This is a genomic window from Mesorhizobium silamurunense, assembly GCF_014843905.1.
Lineage (GTDB): Bacteria > Pseudomonadota > Alphaproteobacteria > Rhizobiales > Rhizobiaceae > Mesorhizobium > Mesorhizobium silamurunense.
This window is the reverse complement of record NZ_LPVS01000014.1, coordinates 48,752-73,622: the sequence shown is the minus strand read 5'-3', so window position 1 is coordinate 73,622 and position 24,871 is coordinate 48,752. Positions and strand designations below refer to the sequence as shown.

The window sequence follows — 24,871 nt, the reverse complement described above, 5'->3', positions numbered from 1 at the left end:
CTTCCTACTCGTAGACCGAGCCACGCGGCCCAATGATCTCGTCTTCCGTTTCGGTAAAGATGACGCGGTAGTCTCCGACGCGCAGACGCATCTCATCCGAACCGGCCAACTTCTTGACGTTGTTCACCATGGCTTCCGGAGTCTCGGCATAGACCGCAATCTTGGCAACGATCCGAGGAGCAGCAGCCTTATGCTTGGGGAGCGATTTGATTGCGGCTGCCAGGTAAACAACCTGCTTCACGAATTGAATATCTCATTTTGTGATATAATTCAACCAAATTATCACATATTGTGATTCCGATTCCCCCTCATGCACTGATCCGGAACCGCGCCGTATCGATTGCCGCGTTCATCAGCGTCTGCGTGTAGACCTCGCGCGGATTGCCGAAGATCTCTTCGGTCGGCCCTTCCTCGACGATCTTTCCCTGCTTCATGACGATGATGTAGTCGGCCATGGCACGCACGACAGCCAGGTCATGGCTGATGAAGAGGTAAGACAGCTGGTGGTCCGCTTGCAGCTTGCGCAGCAACTCGACGATCTGCTTCTGCACAGAGCGGTCAAGGGCCGAGGTCGGCTCGTCCAGCACCACCACTTTCGGCTTCAGGATCATGGCACGGGCAATCGCGATGCGCTGGCGCTGGCCGCCGGAGAACTCGTGCGGGTAGCGGTTGCGGGCGTTGGGGTCGAGGCCGACCTCGTGCAGCGCCTCGACGGCGCGATGGTCGCGCTGCTTGCCGCTCAGCGACGGCTCGTGCACCAACAGCCCTTCGGTGATGACCTGGCCGACCGTCATGCGCGGCGACAGCGAGCCGAACGGGTCCTGGAAGACCAACTGCAATTCGCGGCGCAGCGGCCGCATGGCCCGGCGGTCCGCCTCGGAGATATCGCGGTCGCCGAAGCGGATCACGCCGTCGCTGGGGAGCAGCCTGAGCAGCGCGCGGCCGAGCGTCGACTTGCCGGAGCCCGACTCGCCGACGATGCCGATCGTCTGGTTGCGCTTCAGCCGGATCGAGATCTTGTCCACCGCGCGCAGCATCAGCGGCTCGCCGCCGAGGAAGCCGCCGCCGATCTTGAAGACGACCTCGACATTGCGGCCTTCGAGCAGCACAGGCGAATTGGCAGGCGGCGCCGCCTTGATGCCGGTCGGCTCGGCCGCGAGCAGCATCTTTGTGTAGGCATGCTGCGGGTTGGCGAAGAGCGCTTCCGCATCGCCCTCCTCCACCACCTCGCCCTGGCGCATGACATAGACGCGGTCGGCGAAGCGGCGCACGATGCCGAGATCATGGGTGATGAAGACGATCGCCATGCCGAGCTTGCGCTGCAATTCGGCAAGCAGCATCAGGATCTGCGCCTGGATGGTGACGTCGAGCGCAGTCGTCGGCTCGTCGGCGATCAGGATGTCGGGATCGTTGGCCAGCGCCATGGCGATCATGACGCGCTGGCGCTGGCCGCCCGACATTTCGTGCGGATAGGATTTCATCCGCCGCTCGGGATCGGGGATGTGCACAAGCCGCAGCAGCTTCAGCGCCTCTTCACGTGCCGCCTGAGCGTTCAGGCCGCGATGCCGGCGGATCGGCTCAATGAGCTGGTTGCCGATGGTGTAGAGCGGGTCGAGCGAGGTCATCGGCTCCTGGAAGATCATGCTGATCTTGCGGCCGCGAACCTTGTTGAGCTCGTGCTTGGTCATCTCCAGAAGATTGCGGCCGCGATAGTCGACCTGGCCGGTGGCCTCGCCATTGGAGGAAAGCAGGCTCATCGCCGCCATCATCGTCTGGCTCTTGCCGGAACCGGATTCGCCGACGACGGCGACCGTTTCGCCGGCATTGACCTTGATGTTGATGCCTTTGACCGCCTCGACCGTGCCGTCGAGGGTCTGGAAGCGGACGCGCAAGTCCTTGACACTGAGGATCGTTTCGGAAGCCATGTCAGCGATCCTTCGGGTCGAGCGCGTCGCGCAGGCCGTCGCCGACGAAGTTCAGCGCGAACAGCGTCGAGACGAGGAAGAAGGCCGGGAACAACAGCAGCCAGTTGGCATAGCCGATGTTCTTGGCGCCGACGGAAATCAGCACGCCCCAGCTGGTCATCGGCTCCTGCACGCCAAGGCCGAGGAAGGATAGGAAGCTTTCCAGGATGATGACCTGCGGCACCAGCAGCGTCATGTAGATCACCACCGGCCCGAGCAGGTTGGGGATGACGTGGCGCACCAGGATGCCGCGCTGGCCGACGCCCATCGCTTCAGCCGCCTGGACATATTCCTGCCTGCGGATCGACAGCGCCTGGCCGCGCACGATGCGCGCCATGTCGAGCCACAGCACCGCGCCGACCGCCAGGAACATCAGCACGAAGTTGCGGCCGAAGAACACCACCAGCATGATGACGAAGAAGATGAAGGGCAGCGAGTAAAGCACGTCGACGATACGCATCATCACCTCGTCGACCTTGCCGCCGGCAAAGCCGGCCGTCGCGCCGTAGATCACGCCGATGACGCCGGCGACGACGCCGGCAAGCAGGCCAATGGCTAAAGAGATGCGCCCGGCCATCAGCGTGCGCGAAAGCAGGTCGCGCCCGGTGTTGTCGGTGCCGAAGAGGAAATATTGCTGCTTGATGGCGGAACTCATCGTCATTTCGAGCCCGTCCGGCGACTTGCTCTCGATCCTGGTGTCGTCGAAGGCGTCGGAGCGATCGAGATAGCGGATGTTGCGGTCGTCGATCGGCTTCTTGGACGTGACCGTCACGATCACGCGGCTGCCGTCCTGGTGCCACTCCTTGATGTCGACGCGCATGCGCTTGATCGTGTCGGTCAGCGCGCCCTGGATCATGTCGGGCTTCGGATAGGCCGAAAGGCTCGGCGGCGTGCGCACATAGTCGCCGTAGATGGTGGTGTATTCATGCGGCACGACCATCGGGCCGAACACGCTGATGACGGCAATGAATGCCAGATAATAGAGGCTGAACATGGCGGCGCGGTTGCGCTTCAGCCGCGCCCAGGCATTGCCCCAGAGCGAGCGGCCAACGATGGCTGGAGGAACGGCGACGGCAAGGTCAGTCATAGCGCACCCTCGGATCAACGACCGCGTAAAGGAGATCGACGATCAGGTTGAAGACGATGGTGAAGAGGGCGATCACCACCACGGTTCCCATGACCAGCGTGTAGTCGCGGTTGAGGGCTGCATCGACGAAATAGCGGCCGACACCGGGGATTGAGAAGATGGTCTCGACGATGATCGAGCCGGTGAGCAGCGCCGCCGCCGCGGGACCTGTGAAGGAGACGATCGGCAGCACGGCGCCGCGCAGCGCGTGCTTGACCACCACCGACCAGTCCGACAGGCCGAGCGCGCGGGCGGTGCGGATATGGTGCGAGCGCAGGCTTTCGATCATCGAGCCGCGCATCAGGCGGGCGACGATGGCGATCTGCGGCAAGGCGAGCGTCAGCACCGGCCCGACCTTGTTGATGAAGGCGCCGTCGCCCCAGCCGCCGATCGGCAAAAGCTTCCAGGAAAGCCCGAACACGAGCTGAATGACCGGCGCGATGACGAAGGTGGGAATTGTGCTGCCGGCGGTGGCTAGAGCAATCACCGAATAGTCGGCTATCTTGTTCTGGTTGAGCGCCGCGATCGTGCCGAGGATCGAGCCCAGAAGCAGTGCCAGCACCAGCGCCGACGAACCGATCTGCACAGAGATCGGCAGGCCCTTGGCGAAGAGTTCGGTGACGGTGAAGTCAGGCAGGTTATAGCTCGGGCCGAAATTGCCGCGCAAAAGATTCCCGAGATAGTGGACATATTGCAGCCAGAGCGGATCGTTGAGGCCGAACTGGGCTTCTAGATTGGCCCTGATCTCGGGGCTCAGGCCCCGCTCCTGGTTGAACGGGCCGCCTGGCGCGACACGGATCAGGAAGAACGCCACCGTCACGATAACGAATAGCGTCGGGATGGCGGTCAACAGCCGCCGGAAGACATAACGCAGCATCGGCGCCCCGCTTCAGCCAGGGCGACAGCTCTCCAGACGAGACCGTGGCGCGCTGGCATCTCTCATCTTCGCACCGGTATTCCCGAAAATCCAACCCGACTTTCGGCCCGGCACGACGACAGACCGCAGCCACCGCTCCCAAAAAAGGGAGCGGTGGTACGGCCAAGGTTTCTTGTCAGTCCTTGGAGATGAAGCGGGACGGATGGATGTCCATCACATTGTCGTCGAAGCCATGCAGCTTCGAGGAAACGATGTCGTGGTAGCTATAGTACAGCAGTGGAATCTGGCCGACATCGTCGACGAGGATGCGCTCGGCCTCGGCGAGGTCCTTCATGCGCTTCTCAGGCTTGCCGCCTGCGGCGGCTGCCTTGTCCATCGCGGCCTCATAGGCCGGGCTGTTGTAGTTCGAGTAGTTGTTGCCGCTTGCCTTGCGCGAGATGCCGAGGAAGGTCTCCGGATCCTTGTAGTCGGCGATCCAGGCAGCGCGGGCGACGTCGTAGTTGCCCTTCTGCTCGAGGAAGCTGTAGTGGGTCTTGGTGTCGGTGTTGAGCAGCGTCACCTCGACGCCGAGTGGCTTCAGCTGTTCCTGGATGGCGACCGCCGTGTTTTTATGGTTCTCCGAGGTGTTGTAGCGGATCTCCATCTTCAACGGATGCTCGGGTGTATAGCCGAGTTTCTCCAGGATCTTCTTGGCAGCGTCCTCGCGGTCGATCTGCGGCATGTCGGCATATTTGGCCAGTGCCGGCGTGTAGCCCTCGATGCCCGGGGGCACCATCGAATAGCCGGGCAGCATCGAGTTCTGCCAGACCTTCTCGGCGAGGAAGTCGCGATCGATCGCCATCGAGATGGCGTTGCGCAACTCGACATTATCCCACGGCGCCTTGTCGGTCTTGACCGCATAATAATAGGTGCCGAGATACGGCCCGACACGCACCTGGTCACCGAATTTGGTTTTGAGATCGGCGAGCTGTTCGGTCGGCAGGTCACCATAACTGTCGAGTTCGCCGGCCTCGAAGCGCTTCATCGCCGACGAGCGATCCTCGGTCGGGATGTAGTTGACCACGTCGAGCTTGACGCTCGCGGCGTCCCAGAATTTCGGATTCTTGACCAGCTTGAGATGGTCGTTGGGCACCCACTCGGCCAGCGTGTAGGCGCCGTTGGAGACCAGCTTGCCCGGCTTGATCCAGTCGGCGCCGAGCTTGTCCATGGAGGCCTTGTTGACCGGATAGGTCGCCTGGTGGGTCAACATCTCCAGGAAGTAGGGCGTCGGCGCCTTCAGTGTGACCTGCAGCGTATTGGCGTCGACCGCCTTCACGCCCATGTCCTCGGCCTTGCCTTTCTTGGTGTTGAAGTCCTCAGCGCCCTTCACCGGATAGAGCATGGAAGCGTATTCGGCAGCGGTGGCCGGATCTTCCAGCCGACGGAACGAATAGACGAAGTCGTCCGCCGTTACCGGGCTGCCATCCGACCAGAGGCCGTCCTTGCGCAGCTTGAAGGTGTAGACAGTGCCGTCGTCGGACACCGTCCAGCTTTCCGCGGCGCCCGGAATGAGGTTCGTCTTCTGGTCATGCATGACGAGGCCCTGGAACAGGTCGCGTATAATATCGGCTTCGTAGACCGTCGACGTCTTGTGCGGATCGACCGTCTCCGCCTCGGCGGCGGATCCGCGGTTGTAGACGGTCTCGGCGAAGGCCGGCGTGTAGAAGGTGCCGGTGGCCAAGGCCATGGTGGTGGCGAACACAGTCGCCTTCAGCAGATTTTTCAGCATGAAGTCTCTCCCTTTGGACGCGGCCCCTCAACCGCGCCTTGAGTGTTGACGCCCCGGAACCGTTCAACGGGTTCCTTTTGAGCGCGCCGCCGCTCCCTTCCGGCGACTGGTGGCGGGAGACTAGACAGAGGAATATCTTATTTCAACTACCCGCTGCTTGACGTTAAGTGAGCGGCACCTCGCTAAAACAGCGAAATCTAAAACTAAAACCCGCCATTCAACTTAGTGCACCTTTCGGTTGTTCCAGTCGTTCTCTGTTTTTGCAGGCAGGTTTTGGCATTCTCCGGACCATGCCGAAGCACCGAAAATTCCTTGCTCCATGGTTCCGTTTCCGGGCTGACGCCGCGGGCACGTCGGCGGTCGAATTCGCCATGCTGGCGCCGATCTTCATCCTGCTTTTGCTCGGAATGGTTGCATACGGAATTTATTTCGGCGCCAGTCATTCGGTCCAGCAGATCGCCGCCGACGCGGCGCGAACGGCGATTGCCGGCCTCAACCAGACGGAACGGCAGGCGCTGGTCACCGATTTCATTGCGCACGATGTTGCGGGCTATCCTTTCGTGGATCCCAACAAGCTGACGGTCAATGCGCAGGACAGCGCCGTCGACGGCAGCCAGTTCGTCGTGTCCGTCAGCTATGACGCGCGCAACCTGCCGATCTGGAATCTGTTCCGGACGCTGTCCTTGCCGGGCACCACGATCCAGCGTCAATCGACGATCCGGGTCGGAGGCATATGATGCGCAGTTCCAAGGGGGGACTAGAGCGGTTCCTGGTTTCCCGGAAACGCAAGACCGCTCTATCTCTTTGTTCTGACGCAATTCCGGACGGAAAACCGTTACACACTTTTCCTGGAATTGCTCTCGTGGCCGCGGCGCGACGGCTGATTGCCGACCGGCGTGCCAATTTTGCGGTCATGACCGCGCTCTGCACGCCGGTGGCGCTGGCGTTGACCGCTTTCGCCGTCGACGAGGGCTCGCTCTACAACGAACGCCGCGCCGCGCAGTCGATCGTTGACCTCGCCGCGATTACCACCGCCGCCAACATCAACAACGCCCAGCAAGCGGTGCTGACGACGCTGAAGGACAACGGAATCACATCCGTCGCCGTGCAGCAGCAGGGGACCACCATCGCGCCGACCGGCAGCAAGGCGGTCGTGCAGGTCGTGCCCGGACGCTATTCGGGGGTCAGTTCCATAGCGGCCGGCAGCCGCTTCGAGGCAGGCAAGCTGCCCTACAACGCCGTCCAGGTGTCGCTGAAGAAGCTGGGCACGCTCTATTTCGCCGCCTCGATGATGGCGCCGCCGGTGATCGGCACGACAGCCACCGCCAGCGCCCAGCCCGAAGCGGCGTTCTCGGTCGGGTCGCGGCTGGCCAGCGTCAATGGCGGCATCCTCAACGCGCTGCTCGGCGGGCTTCTCGGCGGCAACATCTCGCTCAGCGTGATGGACTACAATTCGCTGATCTCGGCCGATGTCGACGTGCTCTCCTTCACCGATGCGCTGGCGACGCAGCTGCATCTGACCGGCGCGACCTATTCGGACGTGCTCACCTCGAAGGCAACGATCGGCCAGATCGCCACCGCGATGGCAAACGTGCCCGGGCTCGACCGGACGGCCAAGCTCGCGCTGCAGACCATGGCCTCGAGCGCCACCAATACGGTCAAGATCCCGCTCAGCCAGCTCATCGACCTCGGCTCGGTGGGCAGCCTCGGCCTCGGACAGAATCCCGCCGGACTTTCGGTCGACGCAAGCGCCATGAGCATGCTGACGGCAGCGGCGGCGCTCGCCAACGGCACCAACCAGGTTGCCGTCAATCTCGGGGCAACCATACCCGGGCTGACATCGACGACGCTCCAAGTCGCCATCGGCGAACCCATGCAATCCTCGGCCTGGCTGGCGGTCGGAGAACTGGGCACCGTGGTGCGCACGGCGCAGACCCGCATCAAGCTCAACGCCAGCGTCACGGTCGGCACACCGAACCTTGGCGGCGGCATCAAGCTGCTGGCCGTCAACCTGCCGCTCAATGTCGAGGTCGCCTATGCGGAAGCCAAGCTGACCGACATAAGCTGCCCGACCGGCCCATCCAGCATCAAGGTTACCATCGCCGCGCAACCCGGTGTCGTCTCGGCGCATCTCGCCAACAGCAACGCAAGCGGCTTCGCTGACTTCACCAAGCCGCAATCCTTCAGCGATGCCGAGATCGCCGATGTCAGCGTCCAATTGCTGCTGATCAACCTCAACCTGTTGCAGATCAAGGGATCGTCGGCCGTCTCGATCACCAACATGACGCCGACGAACCTGACATTCAGCGCCACCGATGTCGCCAACAAGGCAATCAAGACGGTGTCGACCAAGAACCTGACGCAGTCGCTCACCACCTCGCTGGTGAACAACCTGTCACTCTCGGTCAACGCGCTCGGCCTCGGTCTCGACGTGACCACCCTGCTCAGCACGGTGAAGCCGGCGGTGACGACGCTGCTCAACGGCGTGACCGCACCGGTCGACGACCTCGTCTACAATGTGCTTGCCGCACTTGGCGTCCATGTCGGCGAGGCCGATGTGCGAGTGACCGGCGCGACCTGCGGACGCTCGGTGCTCGTCCAATAGGCTGGCTGTCAGCCAATTCTGGCGACGAAGCAACCCACAGGCGGCAGTGCCAGCGCATTCTCTTCGAGAACACCGCCAAGAACGCCGGCGACGTCAACGGCAAGAGCCGTTATCTCGACATCCCTGATCTCCGCCGGCAGCGTCCAGTTCGCCGGCTCAGCGGCGAAGTTGAAGACGCACAACAATTTCTCGTCTTCGTGCTGGCGGACAAAAGCCAACACATCGCCCTCGGTATCGAGAAAGCGGATCGAACCGTTGATTAACGCCGGGTGGCGCTTGCGCAAGGCGAGGATCGAGCGATAGGCGGCAAGCAGGGAACCGTCCTCGCCGTTCTGCACATCGACCGCGCGACTGCGATGCGCCAGCGGCACCGGGAGCCAGGGCTTGGCTGCGGAGAAACCGCCATCTTCCGCTTCTGCCTCCCAGACCATCGGGGTGCGGCAGCCGTCCCTGCCCTTCACGCCCGGCCAGAAGCGGATGCCGAGCGGATCGCGCAGGTCCTCATAGGCAAGCTCGGCTTCCTCCAGCCCAAGCTCCTCGCCCTGGTAGAGGCAGATCGAGCCGCGCAGAGAGCACAGCAGTGCGATCGCGAATTTCGCCAGCGCGTCCGGGTTCTCGCCGGGCCGTGTCCAGCGGCTGACATGGCGAACGACATCGTGGTTGGAGAAAGCCCAGCAGACCCAGCCGTCGTCAACCGCATTCTCGAACGCCTCGACGCAGCCGCGCACATGGGCGGCCGAGAATTGCGGGCCGAGCAGGTCGAAGGTGTAGCACATCTGCAATTTGTCGCCGCCGGAGGTGTAGGCGGCAAGCGTCTGCAGCGAGCGCTCCTCGTCACCCACCTCGCCGACCGCAGCACGGTCAGGGTACTCGTCAAGCAGCGCGCGAAAACGCTTCAGGAAGTCGAGATTCTCAGGGCGCGTCTTGTCGAAGAGATGCTCCTGAAAGGCGTAGGTGGTGGTGGCGCCATTGGTGCCGGCGACGCTCGCGGCCAAAGGCGGGTTGTCGCGCAGCCAGCGGTCATGGACATAATAGTTGACCGTATCCAGCCGGAAGCCGTCGACGCCGCGCTCCAGCCAGAAGCGCACCGTGTCGAGAAGCGCGTCCTGCACCTCCGCAGTATGGAAATTGAGGTCCGGCTGCGCGGCGAGAAAGTTGTGCATGTAATACTGCCGGCGGGTGGCGTCCCACTCCCAGGCGGGACCGCCGAACAGCGATTGCCAGTTGTTGGGCGCACTGCCGTCGGGCTTGGCGTCGGCCCAGACATACCAGTCGGCTTTGGCATTGTCGCGGCTGGCACGGCTTTCCACGAACCATTCATGCCTGTCGGATGAGTGGGAGATCACCTGATCGATGATGAGCTTCAGCCCGAGCCGATGCGCTTCGGCGACCAGCGCATCGAAATCCTCCAGCGCGCCGAACATCGGATCGACGTCACGATAGTCCGACACGTCATAGCCCATGTCGGCCATCGGCGACTTGAAAAAGGGCGAGAGCCATACGGCATCGACGCCGAGCGAAGCGACATGGGCGAGCCGCGCAGTGATCCCCTTGAGATCGCCGCTGCCGTCACCGGTGGTGTCCTGGAAGGAGCGCGGATAGATCTGATAGATCACGCAACCGCGCCACCACTCGGCCCCTTGCTGCGTGTTGCCATCGGCCATCACGAACCCTTTCCGGCGCGGGCCTTCGAAGCCCTACGCTCGATCATGAAATTCACGCTGCGGCCAGGGACCGGCCGCGCCAGGTCGACCGCCTGCGTCTCGATCACCGAATGCCAGTGAAAGCCTTCCCGTGCGGGCAAGGTGAAGACGCATTGGCGGCGGTCGCCATTGACCATGACGGCAAGGCGGCCGCCCCCGCTATCGCCGAGCATCATGACGAGGCGATGTCGCCCGGGATCGTTCCAGTCGGCCTCACCAAGCGGCGCACCCGTCTCTGTCAGCCATTCGACGTCCGGGATGGCTGAAGCATCGGACGGCTCCCCGGTCAGGAAATGCGTGTCCGACAGCGCCGGAAAGGCACAGCGCATCGCGGAGAGAGCCGAAGTGTATCGCTCGAGCGCCTCATCGCGGCCGGCCCAGTCGAGCCAGGTGATGGCGTTGTCCTGCGCATAGGCATTGTTGTTGCCCTGCTGCGTTCTGCCGAACTCGTCGCCGGCGGTCAGCATGATGGTGCCGCGCGAGGCAAAGAGCGTCGCAAGCAACGCGCACTGGTCGGCGAAGCGGGCCTTGGCGATTTCCGCGTCATCCGTCTCGCCCTCGACGCCGTTGTTCCACGACAGATTGTCATTGTGTCCGTCGCGGTTATGCTCGCCATTGGCCGCGTTGTGCTTCCGCTCATGGGCAACCAGATCGGCCAGCGTCATGCCGTCATGGGCGGCGATGAAGTTGACGCTGCGGCTCGCCGGCTGGCCCGCCCTGCCGAACACGTCGGACGAGCCGGCAAGCCGCGTGGCCAAAGCGCCGATCGCGCCCGCATCGCCGCGCCAGAAGCGCCGGACGTCATCGCGATAACGGTCGTTCCACTCCAGGTATGGCGGGCGGAAATTGCCGAGCTGGTAGCCGTTCGGACCGATATCCCAGGGCTCGGCGATCAGCACGCGGTCGGCGAGGACGGGATCGCCGGCGATGGCCTCAAGCAACGGCGCATCCGGCTCGAACACACCGTCGACCCTGCCGAGCACGGGGGCCAGGTCAAAGCGGAAGCCATCGACGCCAGCGAAACGGACGAAATGGCAGAGCGTGTCCAGCACCATCTCGCGCACGACCGGATGATCGCAGGCGACCGTGTTGCCGGTGCCGGTGTCATTGGCCAGCCGGGCGTCCGCCAAATGCCTGAAATAGGCCTGCGGGTCGAGGCCGCGCAGCGACAGTGTCGGGCCGAGCCGGTCGCTCTCGCCGGTGTGGTTGAAGACGAGGTCGAGGATGGTGCCGATGCCCGCTTCACTCAGCGTCGCAACGGTATCGCGCAGTTCCACAAGGCCGCCTGGCGCGAGACGCGGATCGAGCGCCATGAAGGTGACGGGGTTGTAGCCCCAGGCGTTGCTCAAGCCCAGCGGCGGCAGATGCCGCTCGTCGATCGACGCCGCGATCGGCATCAACTCGACAGCGGAGACGCCGAAACGCTTCAGATGCTCGATGATGGCCGGATGGGCAAGCGCCGCGATGGTGCCGCGCTGTGCCTCCGGTACGTCTGGGTGCAGCTTGGTGAAGGAGCGGACGTTGAGTTCGTAAATCAGGCCGCCGGGCTGGAACAGGAGCGGCTTGACAGCCAGTGGCTGCGGCAGCGCGCGCGCCACGGTTTTCGGCATGAGCGGGGCCGTGTCGGCGCCTTCGTTGCGTCTGGCTGCAAGCCGCCAGTGATATTGATATGGCCGGTCGATCTCTACGGCGTAAGGATCGGTCAGCAGCTTGTCCGGATCGAACCAGAGACCGCGCTCCGGAGCGTAGTCGCCGTCGGCGCGAAAGCCGTATCGCGTGCCTGATGCGAGGCCAGGCACGAAGAGCGCGTGCATGCCCTCGCCTTCCGGCTTCAGTTCCAGCCGCTCGACTTGGCGCGCGCCGGCGTCGTCGAAGATCGAGACCCACAGGCGCCGCGCTGAAGAGGACCAGACCGCAAAGCGGATGCCGTCGGGAGTGACGGTTGCGCCGAGGTGAGTCATGCAGGCTCCCCCTTCTCCCCTTGTCGGAGAAGGTATCGCCGAAGGCGACGGATGAGGGGTGCTCCAGCTTGGCACCGACGGCACTCCGTCCAAAACCCTTCATCCGTCTCGGCGCTGCGCGCCGATCCACCTTCTCCCACAAGGGGAGAAGGAAGAGGGCGCCGCGCCACCCTCAAGTAATCACGCTCGGCTTGTTGCGGCCGGTGTGGCTCTTGATGCCAGCGATGTCGTCGGCGGCGGCGATGAGGTCGGCGAGCGCTTCCTGGGTATCGAGGTCGTGCCTCGCCTTGTCCGGCTCGTAGCGCTCGATATAGACGCGCAGCGTGGCTCCGGAAGTGCCCGTGCCGGAGAGGCGGAAGACGACGCGCGAGCCGCCCTCGAACAGGATCCGGATGCCCTGGTTCTTGCTCACCGAGCCGTCGACCGGATCGTGATAGGCGAAATCGTCGGCGCTGGCGATCTTCATGCCGCGCACGCTGGTGCCGGGCAGCGAGCCGAGCTTGGCGCGCAGTTCATCGACCAGCGCGTTCGCGCGCTCGGTCTCGACCTCCTCATAGTCGTGGCGCGAATAGTAGTTGCGGCCGTAGGTCTCCCAGTGCTTGGTGACGATGTCCTTGCAGCTCTCGCCGCGCACCGCGAGGATGTTGAGCCATAGAAGCACGGCCCACAGCCCGTCCTTCTCGCGCACATGGTTGGAGCCGGTGCCGGCGCTTTCCTCGCCGCAGATCGTCGCCATGCCGGCATCGAGCAGATTGCCGAAGAACTTCCAGCCGGTCGGCGTCTCGTAGATGCCGATGCCGAGCTTTTCCGCCACACGGTCGGCCGCACCACTGGTCGGCATCGAGCGGGCGATGCCCTTCAGGCCTTCCTTGTAGCCGGGCGCCAGATGCGCGTTGGCGGCAAGCATCGCAACCGAATCCGACGGGGTGACGAAAATGCCCTTGCCAATGATCAGGTTGCGGTCGCCGTCGCCGTCAGAAGCGGCGCCGAAATCGGGCGCATCCGGACCCATCATCTCGTCATAGAGATGCTTGGCATGCACCAGGTTCGGATCGGGGTGATGGCCGCCGAAATCGGGCAGCGGCTTGAAGTTGCGGCAGGTGCCGTTCGGCGCGCCGAGCCGGCGCTCGAGGATCTCCTTGGCGTAAGGACCGGTCACCGCGTGCATGGCGTCGAAACGCATGCGGAAGCCGTATTTGAAATTGGCGCGGATGGCGTCGAAGTCGAACAGGCTTTCCATCAGCTCGGCATAGTCCTTGACCGGGTCGAAGATCTCGACCGTCATGCCGCCGGCTTCGAAGGTGCCGATCGTGTCGATGTCGACATTGCCGATGTCGGCGATCTTGAAGCTCGAGATCGTCTTGGTCTTTTCGAAAATCGCGTCGGTGATCTTCTCCGGCGCCGGCCCGCCGTTGCCGGCATTGTACTTGATGCCGAAATCCTCGTGCGGACCACCCGGATTGTGGCTGGCCGACAGGATGATGCCGCCGAAGGTCTTATATTTGCGGATGATGTTGGAGGCGGCCGGCGTCGAGAGGATGCCGCCCTGCCCGACCATCACCTTGCCGAAGCCGTTGGCGGCGGCCATGGCGATCGCCTTCTGGATGACCTCGCGGTTGTAGAAGCGACCGTCGCCGCCGATCACCAGCGTCTTGCCCTTAAAACCTTCCAGCGCGTCGAAGATCGACTGGATGAAGTTCTCGGCGTAGTGCTCCTGTTGGAAGACCGGCACCTTCTTGCGCAGGCCGGAGGTGCCGGGCTTCTGGTCGGTATAGGGTTTGGTGGGGACGGTGCGTATCATGCTTCAGGCAACCCTTTTCGAAAGCAGCAGGCGATAGAGTTCGACGTATCTTTCGGCGCTCTTGTCCCAGGAGACATCGGCCTTCATGCCCTGGCGCTGGATCGAGGCCCAGGCCGCGGGCCTGGCATGCGCCTCGACCAGCCGTTGGATCGCATGCAGCAGCGCGCCGCCATTGTTCGGCGCGAACTGGAAGCCGGTGGCGACGCCTGCCGAAAGCGCCGCCTCATTGGCGTCGATGATGGTGTCGGCAAGACCGCCGGTGCGGGCGACGATCGGCACGCAGCCATAGCGCAAGCCGTAAAGCTGCGTCAGCCCGCAAGGCTCAAAGCGCGATGGGATGACGATGGCGTCGCAGCCGCCCTGCATGACGTGCGAGAGCGCTTCGTCATAGCCGATGACGACGCCAACGCGGCCGCGATGCCGCGCGGCGGCGGCGAGCAGCGAGCCTTCGAGGCCGGCGTCGCCCGACCCCAGGATCGCCAGCCGCGCGCCGGCGGCGACAATGCCATCGACGACCGCGGCCAGAATGTCCATGCCCTTCTGCCAGGTCAGCCGGCTGACCACGCAGACGATCGGGCTGTCGTCATTTTCGAGATTAAAGCGGTCCTCGACGGTTTTGCGGTTTTTGGCGCGCGCCGCAAGCGTCTCGGCCGAATAGTTGGCCACCAGATGCTTGTCGGTCTCGGGATTCCAGATGTCGACGTCGATGCCGTTGACGATGCCGTAGAGGTCGGTGGCGCGCATGTTGATCAAGCCGTCGAGGCCCATGCCGAATTCCGGCGAGCGGATTTCCTGCGCGTAGGTCGGGCTCACCGTAGTGATCGCCCAGGCCGCCTGCAGGCCGGCCTTGAGGAAGCCGACGCCGCCATAATATTCGACGCCGTCGAGTTGCATGGCCACGCCCGGCAGGCCAAGCTCGCCGAAGATGCCGGCGCCGAACTGGCCCTGGAAGGCCAGGTTGTGCACGGTGATCAGCGACGGCACGCCGACCGCCTTGCCATAACGCATATAGGCAAGCGTCATCGCCGACTGCCAGTCATGGGCGTGCACGATGTCGGGCTGGTAGCCGGAGATGGCGCCGCCGGCGATGTCGCCGCCGACCTGGCTCAGCGCCGCGAAGCGCCGCCAGTTGTCGGGCCAGTCGGAGCCGGAGGCAGTGCCATAGGGGCCTCCCTGGCGGGCGAACAGATGCGGCGCGTCGAGCACGAAGAGGTCAAGCTCGCCGATCTTGACGGCATGGACCGAAGCCTTGCCGCCCTGCAGCAGCGGGTACTGGTAGACGGCCTTCTTTTTCTTGAAGGCCTCCATCACCACCGGATAGCCGGGAATAAGCGTGCGCATCGCCACGCCCTTGCCGGCGAGCGCAATCGGCAGCGCGCCGGCCACGTCGGCAAGCCCGCCGGTCTTGATCAGCGGGAAGATTTCGGGCGTGACCGACAGAACCTGCATGCGCCTCACATTCCGATCTTACAGTGGCAGGTCAAAGTGACGACTTGTTGATCAACCTGACAGCTTGCTGATCAACCCTGTCAGGTTGACAGCTTGTTGATCGACCTGGTCAGGTCGACAACTTGTTGATCATATCCTGCGTGATCAGGCAGATGCCTTTTTCCGAAACGCGGAAGCGCTTGGCGTCGAGCGCCGGATCCTCGCCGACCACCAGCCCCTCCGGGATATGGACGCCATGATCGATGACGACGCGGCTGAGGCGCGCGTTGCGCCCGACCTGGACGTCGGGCAGCATCACCACCTCCTCGAGCTTCGAATAGGAATTGATGCGCGCGCCGGTGAAGATCAGGCTGCGGCGCAGCGATGCGCCGGAGACGATGCAGTCGCCAGACACCAGCGAGGAGATCGCCTCGCCGCGGCGGCCGTCCTCGTCATGCACGAATTTTGCCGGCGGCTTCAATTCGGCATAGGTCCAGATCGGCCAGTCGCGGTCGTAGAGGTCGAGCTCGGGCGTGACGTCGGTGAGGTCGATATTGGCCTCCCAATAGGCATCCACCGTTCCAACGTCGCGCCAGTAAGGCTCGGCCTCATGCGAGGAGCGCACGCAGGACTTGGCGAAGCGGTGGGCGATCGCCTTACCGTGCTGGACGATATAGGGGATGATGTCCTTGCCGAAGTCGCGGCTGGAACCGGGTTCGGCGGCGTCGCGGCGCAGCTGCTCCATCAGGAACTTGGTCTTGAAGACATAGATGCCCATCGATGCCAGGGCGAACTCAGGCTTGTCGGGGATGCCGGGCGGATCGGCCGGCTTTTCGACGAAAGCGATGATGTTGTCCTTGGCATCGACATGCATAACGCCGAAGCCGGTCGCCTCCATGCGCGGCACTTCCAGGCAGCCGACGGTGACGTCGGCGCCGGCATCGACATGCTGGCGCAGCATCAGCTCGTAGTCCATCTTGTAGATGTGGTCGCCGGCGAGGATCACCATGTATTCAGGCCCGTAGGCCTCGATGATGTCGATGTTCTGGTAGACCGCGTCCGCCGTGCCCTCATACCACTGCGTCTCCGAGACGCGCTGCGAGGCCGGCAGGATGTCGAAGCTTTCGTTTCGCTCAGGCCGCAGGAAGTTCCAGCCACGCTGCAGGTGGCGGATCAGCGAGTGCGCCTTGTACTGGGTGGCGACGCCGAGACGGCGAATGCCGGAGTTCAACGCATTGGACAGCGCGAAATCGATGATGCGCGTCTTGCCGCCGAAATAGACAGCGGGCTTGGCGCGCCGGTCTGTCAGCTCCTTGAGGCGGCTGCCGCGGCCGCCGGCAAGCACATAGGCCATGGCATCGCGCGCCAGCGGCTGGGTTCTCTTGATCTCTGCCATTGTTACCCTCCCAAGTAATCTGTCCGGGACATTGCTTCAGCAAGATGAGATATCATCTGCTTTCGCCCGCGACGAATTCCAACATGATTGTGGACAGCGGCGGCAACAGCATCGTCGCCGATATGCCGCCCCCTTCCTCGCTCGCCACGACCATGCCGACATTGCCCATGCCTGAGCCGCCATAATCGGCGGCGTCGGTGTTGATGATCTCGCGCCATTCTCCCGCCTTCGGCAGCGGCACACGATAGTTCTCGCGCGGCACCGGCGTGAAATTGGAGATAACGGCGATCGGGTTGCCGTCGGGTGCGCTGCGCAGCCAGGCAAAGACGGAGTTGTCGCGATCGTCGACAATCAGCCAGGAGAAGCCTTCCGGCTCGCAGTCGCGCGCATGCAGCGCCGGGCGCGAGCGGTAGAGGTAGTTCAAGTCGCGCACCACCTGCCAGACGCCGCGATGCGGGGCGTAGTCCAAGAGGTTCCAGTCGAGCGCGCGTTCCTCGCTCCATTCGCGGCGCTGGGCGAATTCCTGCCCCATGAACAGGAGCTTCTTGCCCGGATAACCCCACATGAAGGCGTAGTAGGCGCGCAGCGTGGCGAATTTCTGCCAGTCGTCGCCGGCCATCTTGTTGAGCAATGTGCCCTTGCCGTGCACGACCTCGTCATGGGAGAGCGGCAGGACGAAATTCTCGGAGAAGGCGTAGACGAGGCCGAAGGTGATGTCGTTGTGGTGGTGCTTGCGATAGATCGGCTCCTTGGAGAAATACTCCAGCGTGTCGTGCATGAAGCCCATGTTCCACTTGAAGCCGAAGCCGAGCCCGCCTTCGTGCACCGGCCGCGAGACCTTCGGCCATGAGGTCGATTCCTCGGCGATCGTCATCACGCCAGGATGGTGGCCGTAAAGCTCCTTGTTCATCTTTTGCAGGAAGCTGACAGCCTCAAGGTTCTCGCGCCCGCCCTTCTCGTTGGGGATCCACTCGCCCGCCTTGCGCGAGTAATCGAGGTAGAGCATCGAGGCGACCGCGTCGACGCGCAGGCCGTCGACATGATATTTTTCGGCCCAAAACAGCGCGTTGTTGACGAGGAAGGACACCACCTCGCGGCGGCCGAAATTGTAGATCGCGGTGTTCCAGTCCGGGTGAAAACCTTGGCGCGGATCGGCATGCTCATAGAGCGCGGTGCCGTCGAACTTCACCAGCCCATGCTCGTCGACGGGGAAATGCGCCGGCACCCAGTCGAGGATGACGCCGACGCCGGCGCGATGCGCGCCGTCGACGAAGCGGGCGAAGCCGTCGGGATCGCCGAAGCGCGCAGTCGGCGCATAGAGGCCGGTCGTCTGGTAGCCCCAGGACGGGTCGTAGGGATGCTCGGAGATCGGCAGGAACTCGATATGGGTGAAGCCGGTGTCGACCGCGTACGGGATCAGCCGCGCGGCGAGCTCGTCCCAGGTGAGGAACGTGCCGTCGTCGCGGCGCTGCCACGAGCCGGCATGGACTTCGTAGATCGAGATCGCTTCGCGCCGCGGATCGGCCTTCTGCCAGAAACTGCGGTGCGCCTCGTCGCCCCATTGATGCGCCATCGGCGGCGCCGTCACGGAAGCGGTCGCCGGACGCAGCTCGGATTCGAAGGCGAAGGGATCGGCCTTGAGCGGCAGCCGCACATCGTCGGGGCCGATGATCTCGAACTTGTAAGGCTGGCTGGCGCCGAGATCCGGAATGAACAGCTCCCAGATGCCGGTGTCTTTGCGGTCGCGCATGGTGTGCCTGCGACCGTCCCAGTCGTTGAAGGCGCCAACCACCGAGACACGCCGGGCATTGGGCGCCCAAACCGCGAAATGCACGCCGGTGGCGCCCTCATGCTCGATGATGTGGGCGCCGAGCTTATCGAAGAGCCTCAGATGCGAGCCCTCGGCCATGTAGTAGTCGTCCATCGGTCCGAGCACCGGGCCGAAGGAGTAAGGGTCGGTCAGCCACCAATCGCCGCCGGCATTTTTCGCGTGATAGCGCAGCGGCTGGCGCTTGCGGATCGAGAGCCTGCCCTCGAAGAAGCCGGCATCATTGCTGCGGACGAGTTCGCCGACCTCCTTGCCGGTCAGCGTATAGGCGGTGACGACTTCGGCATTGGGCACGAAGCAGCGGGCGACGAAGCCTTTGCCGGCTTCATGCAGGCCCAGAACCGCAAAGGGATCGCCATGCGTTCCGGCGACAATCGCCGCGACATCGCCGGCTGGCGCCAGTCCGTCCGGCCCGCTTGTCGCAGCGGTCGCGCGCGGCTTCCTCATCAGGCAGCGTCCCTCCCTGGGAACCTTCTGTTTTGGTGCATGCCGTAGTCCCAAAACCGCTATGCACTTTTGGGCGGCATGCACTGATCTTTGTTTAGGTGCATGCCGTAATCCCAAAACCGCCGTGCACTTTTGGGCGGCATGCACCGGGGCCACATCGTTCGTGACCTCATGCAATCACATCAGACGGGCACGTTCCAGATTTCTTTCGCATATTGGCGGATGGTGCGATCGGACGAGAACCAGCCGACGCGGGCGACATTGCGGATGGCGCGCGCGTACCAGTCGGGACTGTTGCGCCACACGTCGTCGACCTCGCGCTGGCAGGCGGCGTAGGAGTCGAAATCGGCCGCCACCATGAACCAGTCGCTCTGGTAGAGACCGTTCATCAGGTCTCGGTAGCGGTTGGGATCGTCGGGCGAGAAGACACCGGACGAGATCGCCGACACCGCCTGCGACAATTCGGGCGAGGACTCGATCACGCCACGCGGGTTGTAGCCGTTGTTGCGCCGTTCGGCGACTTCCGCCGTGGTCAGGCCGAAGATGAAGATGTTGTCGTCGCCGACGCGTTCCTTGATCTCGACATTGGCGCCGTCGAGCGTGCCGATGGTCAAGGCGCCGTTGAGGGCGAACTTCATGTTGCCGGTACCGGAAGCCTCCATGCCGGCGGTCGAGATCTGCTCGGAGAGATCGGCCGCGGGCATCAGCACCTCGGCCAGGCTGACATTGTAGTTCGGCACGAAGACGACCTTCAGCAGGCCGCGCACCGACGGATCGCCGTTGATGACCCTGGCGACATCGTTGGCCAGTTTGATGATGAGCTTGGCGTTGTGGTAGCTGGGCGCCGCCTTGCCGCCGAAGAATTTCACCCGCGGCATCCAGTCCCGCTCCGGATGCGAGCGGATCTGGTCGTAGAGCGCGATCGCCTCCAGGATGTTGAGCAGCTGGCGCTTGTATTCGTGGATGCGCTTGACCTGGATGTCGAACAGCGCCGAAGGATCGAGCCTGATGCCGAGACGGTCGGCGACGAGGTTGGCGAGCCTCGCCTTGTTCTGGCGCTTCACGGCGGCGAACTTCTCGCGGAAGGCGGCATCGTCGGCAAGGGGATCGAGATCCTTGATCGCCTCGATGTCGTCCATGAAGCGGTCACCGATCGCCTCGCGCGCCAGCGCGGTCAGGCCGGGATTGCACTGGATCAGCCAGCGCCTGGGCGTGATGCCGTTGGTCTTGTTGTTGATACGGTCCGGATAGAGCTTGTGGAGGTCGGCGAACACCGTCTCCTTCATCAGCTCGGTGTGCAGCGCCGAGACGCCGTTGATCGAATGCGAGCCGACGAAGGCGAGATTGCCCATGCGCACGCGGCGGTCGCCATTTTCCTGGATCAGCGAGATGCGGGCGATCTGCTCGCCGGAGAATTTTCCGGTGGCGCGCGCCTCGAGCAGCACCTGCGCATTGATGGCGTAGACGATCTGCATATGGCGCGGCAGCAGGCGCTCGAATAGCGGCACCGGCCAGCTTTCCAGCGCCTCCGGCAGCAGCGTGTGGTTGGTGTAGGCGAAGGTGCGCCTGGTGATATCCCAGGCGAGGTCGAAATCCATGCCGTGGACGTCCATCAACAGTCGCATCAGCTCAGCCACGGCGACCGCGGGATGGGTGTCGTTCAGGTGGATCGCGGCCTTGTCGGGCAGCGACTTCAGGTCGCCATATTGGCTGAGATGGCGTTGGACGATGTCCTGCAGGGAGGCGGTGGAGAAGAAATATTCCTGCCGCAGCCTGAGCTCCTGCCCGGCCATGTGGGAATCGGCGGGATAGAGCACGCGCGACAGCGCGTCGGCCTTGTTGCTCTCGGCGAGAGCGCCGATGTGGTCGCCGGCGTTGAACTTGTCGAGCAGGATCGGGTCGATCGGCATGCCGGACCATAGCCGCAGCGTGTTGACGCGCCTGGCGCGCCAGCCGGCGACCGGCGTGTCATAGGCAACCGCCAGCACATGCTCGGTCGGCTTCCAGACATGGCGCTCGAGCCGCCCGTCCTTGGAGGTGATCGATTCCACCGAGCCGCCGAAGCCGACCTCAAAGGAACGTTCGCGCCGCTCGAACTCCCACGGGTTGCCGTGGTCGAGCCAGGTCTCGGGCAGCTCCACCTGCCAGCCGTCGTGGATCTCCTGGCGGAACATGCCGTTGGCGTAGCGGATGCCGTAGCCATGCGCGGGAATGTCGACGGTCGCCATGCTTTCCATGAAGCAGGCGGCAAGCCGGCCGAGGCCGCCGTTGCCGAGGGCTGCGTCGGGCTCGAGGCCGGCGATGAGGTCGAGATCGACGCCGAGCGAGGCCAGCGCCTCGCGCATGTTCTCCATCAGGCCGAGATTGGAGAAGGCGTCGCGCATCAGGCGCCCGATCAGGAATTCGAGCGAGAGATAATAGACACGCTTTTCCTGCTGATCGTAGGCTTCCTTGGTCGCCTGGATCCAGTGATCGAGGATGCGGTCGCGCACCACCTTTATCGAGGCGGTCAGCCAGTCATAGGGCGTGGCGACGGTCGTGTCCTTGCCGACCCGGTACTTGAGCGACCGCAAGACTTCTTCGGCAAGCGTCTTGGGATCGGGATTGTCGAGAGCGGGGGCTTCGATCGTCATGGCGGGTGTCATGCTGCCTCTCGTGTTGGTGCCACGATCATACCGGCTTTCACTGTTTCTCCTACCCCATGGTGTTGCATCGCAGCATATATTCAATCGATTTAGGTCGCGATGTCATCTGGTTACCTCTGCGGCAATTCACCCGTGGTGGATGGAGATCAGGCTGCCAGCGCGTCCTCCGGCGGCTTCTTGGCGCCGGTCATCAGCGCGACGGCATCCGACATGGAGATCTGCTTCGGATCGACGACGCACAGACGCCGTCCAAGCCGGTGGATGTGGATACGGTCGGCCACCTCGAAGACATGCGGCATGTTGTGCGAGATAAGCACGATCGGCAGGCCGCGCTTCTTGACGTCGAGGATCAGCTCGAGCACGCGTCGGCTCTCCTTGACGCCGAGCGCGGCCGTCGGCTCGTCCATGATCACCACCTTGGAGCCGAAGGCTGCGGCGCGCGCCACCGCGACGCCCTGGCGCTGGCCGCCCGAGAGCGTTTCCACCGCCTGGCTGATGTTCTGAATGGTCATCAGGCCGAGTTCGGTGAGCTTGTCGCGGGCGCGCTTTTCCATCGCCGGCCGATCGAGCATGCGGAACCAGCTGCCGAGCGGTCCGGGCTTGCGGATTTCACGGCCGAGGAACATGTTGTCGGCGATCGACAGCGCCGGCGACAGCGCCAAGTTCTGGTAAACCGTCTCTATGCCGGCTTCGCGGGCTTCGATGGGCGACTTGAACAGCACCTGCTTGCCGTCGAGCTCGATGGTTCCCTCGTCGGGATGCACGGCGCCGGAGATCGCCTTGATCAGCGTCGACTTGCCGGCACCGTTGTCGCCGATCACCGCCAGGATTTCGCCCGGATAGAGATCGAAGTCGCAGTTGTTGAGCGCGGTCACCCGGCCGTAGCGCTTGGTGAGGCCGCGCGCGGTGAGAACAGCCTGCTGGGTCATGGTTACACCGAAACCTTTCTGATCCACTGGTCGATCGCCACGGCGCCGATGATCAGCACGCCGGTGAGCAGCACTTTCCATTGCGGGTCTGCGCCCAGCATGTTGAGGCCCATCGAGACGACGCCGACGATCATGGCGCCGAACAGCGTGCCGAGGATCGAGCCGCGGCCGCCAAAGAGCGAGATGCCGCCGATCACCGTCGCGGTGATCGCCTGCAGATTGTAGTCGGTGACGGCGGCCGACGGCGAAATCGAGCCGTTGCGGCCGATCGAGACCCAGGCCGCGAAGGCGGCGATCAGGCCGGCGAGCGTATAGACAGCTATCAGCACCTTCTTGGTCTGAATGCCCGACAGCTTCGCCGCTTCGGGATCGTCGCCCACGGCATAGACATGGCGGCCCCAGGCGGTGTGATTGAGCACGTACCAGAGTATCGCCACCAGCACGACGGTGGCGATGACACCGGCCGTCAGCACCGCAGAGCCGACCCTGAAGCTCATAGCGAACAGGTGCAACAGCGGCGCTTGGGCGTCGACGTCGGCATCGCGGATCGTCTCGTTGGCCGAATAGATGAAATTCGTAGCCATGACGATGTTCCAAGTGCCGAGCGTCACGATGAAGGGCGGCAGCTTCATGTAAGCGACGAGCAGACCGTTGAGCAGGCCACAGGCGCCGCCGGCGGCAAGGCCTACGACTACCGCAAGAAGGGTCGGCATCCCGTAGGTGATGGCGCAGTTGCCCATGATCACGGCCGAAATCACCATGATCACGCCGATCGACAGATCGATGCCGGCGGTCAGGATGACCAGCGTCTGGGCGGCGCCCAGAATGCCGACAATGGCGATCTGCTGCAGGATCAGCGTCAGCGTGTAGGACGAGAAGAAACGTCCCCCGATGGCGATGCCGAAGATGATGATCGACAGCACCAGCACGATCAGCGGCACCGCCGCCGGCGTGGAATGCAGGAAATGCTGCGCGCGCTTGACGAACGACTTGCCGTGCTCGTCGAAGGCGGCGACGCTGGTATCGCTGCCCGAGAGAACCTTCTCGAATTCCTGAATCTGCGACATGTCTCCTCCCGTCTCACGAAGCTTTGTCACGGCTCCGTGCCGCGTTTACGCATTTCCGGTCTGTTGCCGGGCTTTTCAGCGCTTACGAAAATGCATCGTCCACCCGATGCGGCCGGGGATCAAGCCCCCAGCCGCAAGGTTTGTGTGCCTGTCAGGCAACCATCAGCCCCAGCACTTGGCCAGGCCTTCCTTGGTGTCGATTGACTTCACGCCGTTAGCCGGCTTGTCGGTGACCAGATTGACGCCGGTGTCGAAGAAGTTCTTGCCTTCGGTCGGCTTCGGCTTGGTGCCGTCCTTGGCATAGGCGGCGATCGCCTCGATGCCGAGCGCTGCCATCTGCAGCGGGTACTGCTGCGAGGTGGCGCCGATCACGCCTTCGGTCACCGACTTCACACCCGGGCAGCCGCCGTCGACGGAGACGATCAGCACCTGCTTTTCGAGGCCGACGGCCTTGAGGGCCTGGTAGGCGCCGACGGCAGCGGGCTCGTTGATGGTGTGAATGACGTTGATGGTGTTGTCCTTCTGCAGGAGGTTCTCCATCGCCTTGCGGCCGCCTTCCTCGTTGCCGTTGGTGACGTCATGGCCGACGATGCGCGGATCGTCTTCGTCGCCGATCTTGTTCGGGTCCTTCACGTCGATGCCATAGCCCATCATGAAGCCCTGGTCGCGCAGCACGTCGACGGTCGGCTGCGAGGGGGTCAGATCAAGGAAGCCGATCTTGGCGTCCTTGGCCTTGTCGCCGAGCGTGGCAGCCGCCCAGGCGCCGATCAGCTTGCCGGCTTCCAGATTGTCGGTGGCGAAGGTCGCATCGGCAGCGTCGATCGGATCGAGCGGCGTGTCGAGCGCGATCACCAGCAGGCCGGCGTCGCGCGCCTTCTTCACCGTCGGCACGATGCCCTTGGTGTCGGAGGCGGTGATCAGAATGCCCTTGGCGCCATCGGCGATGCAGCTTTCGATTGCCGCGACCTGGCTTTCGCTATCGCCATCGATCTTGCCGGCATAGGTCTTGAGGTCGACGCCGAGCTCCTTGGCTTTGGCGGTCGCGCCCTCCTTCATCTTGACGAAGAAGGGATTGGTGTCGGTCTTGGTGATCAGGCAGGCGCCGACGCCGGCGGCCGACGCGGACGAGGCGAATGCGAGCAGGCCCAGCCCGGCCGCCGCGAACACGGTGGACTTCAGCAGCGATTTCTTGGTCACGATTTCCTCCCAATGGAACCATTCCGGACGCCGGCCAACCCGGCGCCTCAAGCGCATCCAACCATTCTCCCAGCGTGGACGCCACCTCAAAAGACACCAGTCCGAGACATCTGTCAATAATTAAATCAC

Annotated in this window: 17 protein-coding genes; 2 read left to right on the top strand and 15 right to left on the bottom strand. The window is 63.6% G+C overall.

The genetic code is table 11. The features are described 5' to 3' along the window. Positions 1–4 precede the first annotated feature (4 nt). The 5 genes from AU465_RS03660 to AU465_RS03640 form a co-directional block, all read right to left on the bottom strand. Entirely contained in the window at positions 5–241 is a 237-nt protein-coding gene (locus AU465_RS03660) for a type II toxin-antitoxin system RelE family toxin (RefSeq protein ID WP_192244127.1), read from the bottom strand. Positions 242–308: 67 nt separating this feature from the next. Continuing rightward, a complete protein-coding gene (locus AU465_RS03655; RefSeq protein WP_192244125.1) occupies positions 309–1,925 on the bottom strand; it encodes an ABC transporter ATP-binding protein in 1,617 nt (538 codons plus the stop codon). A 1-nt stretch (position 1,926) separates the two neighbouring features. Beyond that, complete coding sequence (locus AU465_RS03650; protein WP_192244123.1) at positions 1,927–3,051, bottom strand: ABC transporter permease; 1,125 nt, start codon at positions 3,049–3,051, stop codon at positions 1,927–1,929. Further along, positions 3,044–3,967, bottom strand: coding sequence for an ABC transporter permease subunit (locus AU465_RS03645; protein ID WP_192244121.1), 924 nt, complete (start codon positions 3,965–3,967; stop codon positions 3,044–3,046). Before AU465_RS03645 ends, AU465_RS03650 begins: the two co-directional genes overlap by 8 nt. Positions 3,968–4,142: 175 nt before the next feature. Further along, positions 4,143–5,735, bottom strand: coding sequence for a peptide ABC transporter substrate-binding protein (locus tag AU465_RS03640; protein WP_192244118.1), 1,593 nt, complete (start codon positions 5,733–5,735; stop codon positions 4,143–4,145). Positions 5,736–5,902: 167 nt separating this feature from the next. Between AU465_RS03640 and AU465_RS37355 the strand changes: the two genes are divergently transcribed. Together AU465_RS37355 and AU465_RS03630 are read left to right on the top strand one after the other, a co-directional pair. Further along, positions 5,903–6,472, top strand: a complete 570-nt coding sequence (locus AU465_RS37355; protein WP_312891183.1) for a TadE/TadG family type IV pilus assembly protein — start codon at positions 5,903–5,905, stop codon at positions 6,470–6,472. A 176-nt stretch (positions 6,473–6,648) separates the two neighbouring features. Next, positions 6,649–8,340, top strand: coding sequence for a pilus assembly protein TadG-related protein (locus AU465_RS03630; protein ID WP_246505847.1), 1,692 nt, complete (start codon positions 6,649–6,651; stop codon positions 8,338–8,340). Positions 8,341–8,348: 8 nt separating this feature from the next. On the opposite strand, the gene bglA is transcribed toward AU465_RS03630, so the two are convergent. From bglA to AU465_RS03580, 10 genes are all read right to left on the bottom strand, one after another. After that, entirely contained in the window at positions 8,349–10,004 is a 1,656-nt protein-coding gene (bglA, locus tag AU465_RS03625) for a beta-galactosidase BglA (protein WP_192244114.1), read from the bottom strand. After that, positions 10,004–12,004 carry a glycogen debranching protein GlgX gene (glgX, locus tag AU465_RS03620; RefSeq protein WP_192244112.1) on the bottom strand — a complete coding sequence of 667 codons (2,001 nt, stop codon included), beginning with the start codon at positions 12,002–12,004 and terminating at the stop codon, positions 10,004–10,006. Before glgX ends, bglA begins: the two co-directional genes overlap by 1 nt. A 172-nt stretch (positions 12,005–12,176) precedes the next feature. Further along, the gene (locus tag AU465_RS03615) at positions 12,177–13,805 is read right to left on the bottom strand and encodes an alpha-D-glucose phosphate-specific phosphoglucomutase (protein WP_192244110.1); all 1,629 of its coding nucleotides are present in this window, start codon (positions 13,803–13,805) and stop codon (positions 12,177–12,179) included. 3 nt (positions 13,806–13,808) lie between these two features. Next, positions 13,809–15,254, bottom strand: a complete 1,446-nt coding sequence (gene glgA, locus AU465_RS03610) for a glycogen synthase GlgA (protein WP_192244108.1) — start codon at positions 15,252–15,254, stop codon at positions 13,809–13,811. A 109-nt stretch (positions 15,255–15,363) separates the two neighbouring features. Then, on the bottom strand, positions 15,364–16,629 hold the full coding sequence (gene glgC / locus AU465_RS03605) for a glucose-1-phosphate adenylyltransferase (protein ID WP_192244106.1): 1,266 nt from the start codon (positions 16,627–16,629) through the stop codon (positions 15,364–15,366). A 52-nt stretch (positions 16,630–16,681) separates the two neighbouring features. After that, positions 16,682–18,904, bottom strand: coding sequence for a 1,4-alpha-glucan branching protein GlgB (gene glgB, locus AU465_RS03600; protein ID WP_192244104.1), 2,223 nt, complete (start codon positions 18,902–18,904; stop codon positions 16,682–16,684). Between the two features lie 182 nt (positions 18,905–19,086). Continuing rightward, positions 19,087–21,549 (bottom strand): glycogen/starch/alpha-glucan phosphorylase, encoded by a 2,463-nt coding sequence (locus tag AU465_RS03595; protein ID WP_192244102.1) that lies wholly within the window; start codon positions 21,547–21,549, stop codon positions 19,087–19,089. A gap of 146 nt (positions 21,550–21,695) precedes the next feature. Beyond that, the gene (locus AU465_RS03590; protein WP_192244100.1) at positions 21,696–22,478 is read right to left on the bottom strand and encodes an ATP-binding cassette domain-containing protein; all 783 of its coding nucleotides are present in this window, start codon (positions 22,476–22,478) and stop codon (positions 21,696–21,698) included. Positions 22,479–22,480: 2 nt separating this feature from the next. After that, the gene (locus tag AU465_RS03585) at positions 22,481–23,545 is read right to left on the bottom strand and encodes an ABC transporter permease (protein WP_192244098.1); all 1,065 of its coding nucleotides are present in this window, start codon (positions 23,543–23,545) and stop codon (positions 22,481–22,483) included. 162 nt (positions 23,546–23,707) lie between these two features. Next, positions 23,708–24,742 carry a sugar ABC transporter substrate-binding protein gene (locus AU465_RS03580; RefSeq protein WP_127220826.1) on the bottom strand — a complete coding sequence of 345 codons (1,035 nt, stop codon included), beginning with the start codon at positions 24,740–24,742 and terminating at the stop codon, positions 23,708–23,710. Positions 24,743–24,871 lie beyond the last annotated feature (129 nt).